This window comes from Streptomyces sp. ADMS, assembly GCF_033441795.1.
In the GTDB taxonomy this organism is placed as follows: domain Bacteria; phylum Actinomycetota; class Actinomycetes; order Streptomycetales; family Streptomycetaceae; genus Streptomyces.
The window spans coordinates 1-3,067 of sequence record NZ_JAVFVX010000257.1 but is presented as its reverse complement, the minus strand read 5'-3'; the positions used below and the strand labels follow the sequence as shown (position 1 = coordinate 3,067).

Sequence of the window (3,067 nt, the reverse complement as noted above, 5' to 3'; positions counted from 1 at the left end):
AGTTCGCGACCAGTTCCCCGGTGAGCAGCTTCAAGTCGTGGATCAGTTCCTCGCCCAGACTCAGCCCAAGCCGCCGAGCGCGGTCCGCAACGCGGTCCCGTGCTGCTGGCACCGCTTCGACCAGAGGCGGGACGGTGAACGCGTAGGGCGATTCTTCGAGCGGGCGAGACATAGCTGGAACCTCTCGATGGGCAGGAGCTAGGGCGCCAACGCGATCTCCTATAAGTGAACGGATCGCTCGCCGACCTCACCGGGCAGCCCCGCAGGGCAACCGGGAGATCCGGAAAGAGCCCGGCAAGTGGCGGATGACCACCATCGGGCACAGGCAGCCCGACTCCCTATTCCTCTGGTGATATCACCAGAGGAATGTCAACGAGACTGCGCCAGCCGCTCACCTAAGGGCTGGCCCGTGACCAGCAGTTACGGGTCAGCCCTTAGGTAAGGACTGGAAGCGCGGTCAGTCCGCGCCCTACCGCACGCCGTGCAGGAAGCTCTGGCTGACCGGGAAGTCTCGCCCGACTGTCGCGCCGGTCGAACGCACGGCCCACCCAGCCGTCGGCCTCGACCCGCTCCCCAGGGCTCTGACGCCGAGACGGTCGAACTGTGCACCCGGCAGTTGGAGGGATCCGGCGGGAGCGTCGCTGCTGGTGGCGTACGAGGCGGTGCGGCGCAACAGCCCAAGCCAGGAAACCGCGGCCTGGCGGGGGTGGCGGGCGGTGTCACGAGAAAACCGCTTCATGGGCGTCATCCGACGACTTCGGTGTCCAGGATCATCAGGTCCCATTCAGCCTCGCCGTTACCCTGCTCGGATGCTGTCGTACGAGGAATTCACTGACGCCGAGCGCGAGTTGTGGGATGCCTTCCCCGAGGGGCGCCTGGTAGAGCTGCGCTCGGGCGCTGCCGACAGTGACGGAGAACAAGGTGAGCACCCGGAGCCCGAGACCGAGGTTCGGGCCGCCGTGCTGACTGCCCTGCTGTTGGGCGGAAACTCCGGGCAGTCCGGTGCCATCGCTGCTCTGCGCGTGTCTGGCGCGCGCATCACCGGCCGCCTTGACCTTGCCGGGGCCCAGATCGAGCACATGTTCCGGCTCGAAAACTGCTCGTTCGACGAGCCTCCGAGCCTCTATGAAGCCGTGACCCGGACCGTCGCGTTTGTCGACTGCCGGCTGCCTGCCCTCGACGCCGGAATGGCCCGGGTCGAAGGCCGACTTGATCTGCGGCGGTCCACCATCGACGGCAGGCTGTCTCTGAGGAACGCCCACGTGACCGGCGGCCTGGTGTTGACCAGTGCATCGTTGTCGGAACCCGGGGGCTGGGCAGTGTTCGCCGGCGGCCTGGTCATGGAGGGCGGGATGTTCTGCCGTGACCTGAGCGTACGGGGCGGAATTCGGCTGCCGGGAGCGCACTTGCCTGGCGGCCTGTTCCTGGACGGCGCCAGGATCGACAACCCCGGCCAAGTGGCACTGGCTGCAAACAACGCCATCGTCGACACCGTGAACCTCTCCAGAGGATTCGCCGCGCAGGGCACCATACGGCTGCGAAGCGCACAGATCGCGGATCGACTGGACTTTGACGGCGCAGTCCTGGACGGTGCGGACCTCGACTGCTCGCGCATGCAGGCCGGTGATCTCCACTTCACCCCTGCCACGCCGCCCTCCGGGGCAGTAGATCTTCAAGGCGCTCGGGTCGCGGTTGTGCACGACGCTGAGGGCTCCTGGCCCGACGTCGTCAGGCTGGAGGGTTTCGTCTACGACTCCCTCCAGCCCACGGACGGCATGCACGGCAACAAGGCCGTCCTCCGCGTGGCGTGGATCCGCCGTGAGCCCGGCTACGCCCCACAACCGTACGAACAGTTGGCGAGCTGGTACCGACAGGTCGGCCACGACGAAGACGCGCGCCGCGTGCTCCTGGCCAAACAGCGGCACTACCGCAGCACTCTGCGCCCTGCCGGTCGAGCCTGGGGCCATCTGCTGGATGGCACCGTCGGGTACGGCTACCGCCCCTGGCTCGCGGGGCTATGGATCCTGGCTCTGACCATCCTGGGCACCACCACCTTCAGCACGGCATCCTCACCCAAGCCGATCCAGCCCGGTCAGGGGCCGCCGTTCAACGCCTTCGTCTACACCCTCGACCTGCTCATCCCCATCGGTGGCCTTGGCCAGCGCAGCGCCTGGTACTGGACAGGAAGTGGGGCGCAGTCGCTGGCCTACGTCCTGATCGCAAGTGGTTGGGTGCTGACGACTGCGGTCGTCGCGGGGGTTACACGGTCACTCAACAAGAACTGAAGACCTCTGGCGGAGGTGCTCGGAGGGGACCTGCAGCAGGTCGGTCGCATCTCTCCGCGCTTGCGAGCGCGGCACGGCGCAACCCGCGACGGCTGCCCGCCGGCGAGGCCCTGCGGCAGGACGTCCGTACGGCTCGCCGAGTCCGGCGCGCTGCGCAGGCGAGTCGTCTGGGGCGACGGCGAGCGCTGCCGACTGCCGCAGGGACCAACGCGGCTTGAACCGACTACTCGACCTGCTCCGCCAGGCCGCGGACATACCGCCGCTGGATCTGGCACCGACCAGCCCAGTCGTAATGCGGCCACCCCCGAGCAGGACCGGCTCGTCCCCCCTGCGTCGACGGCTCGGTAACGACCTCGGCCTCCCGCTGCGCCACAGGAAGGGCCGCCGGAGCTGACTCCGGCGGCCGATTGGCTGTTTGCTGGTTATGAACTCGACGGCTACGTCAGGACGGGTAGCGAGGCCAGTCCGCGCACCAGGCGGGTGCGTCGCCACTGCAGTTGATCGGGCAGTAGGGCGAGCCGGAACTGAGGGAACCGGGTCAGGACCGCACGCAGGGCGATGTCGGCTTCGGCCTTGGCCAGGGGAGCGCCGACGCAGCGGTGGATGCCGTGGCCGAAGCCGAGATGCCCGGCGGCATCCCGATCCAGGTTGAGCTGGTCTGGTGACGGGAACCGCTCCGGATCGCGGTTGGCCGCTCCAAGAGCGACCAGCACAGGGACACCGGCCGGGATCTCGGTGCCGCCGAGCGTGACGGCTTCCGTGGTGTACCGGAAGGTGGTCGT

2 protein-coding genes are annotated in these 3,067 nt (G+C 68.1%); one reads left to right on the top strand and one right to left on the bottom strand.

The genetic code is table 11. The annotated features are described in order from the left end of the window. Positions 1-809: 809 nt before the first annotated feature. Positions 810-2,285 carry an oxidoreductase gene (locus RB628_RS40040; protein WP_318325570.1) on the top strand — a complete coding sequence of 492 codons (1,476 nt, stop codon included), beginning with the start codon at positions 810-812 and terminating at the stop codon, positions 2,283-2,285. A 437-nt stretch (positions 2,286-2,722) separates the two neighbouring features. Here RB628_RS40040 and RB628_RS40035 read toward each other — a convergent pair. Beyond that, positions 2,723-3,067: cytochrome P450 (locus tag RB628_RS40035; protein ID WP_318325569.1), on the bottom strand; the 345-nt coding region annotated here is incomplete at its 5' end.

Bases quoted from the DNA above. Each gene is read 5' to 3' on its own strand.
- RB628_RS40040 (WP_318325570.1), top strand. From the start codon at position 810: ATGCTGTCGTACGAGGAATTCACTGACGCCGAGCGCGAGTTGTGGGAT.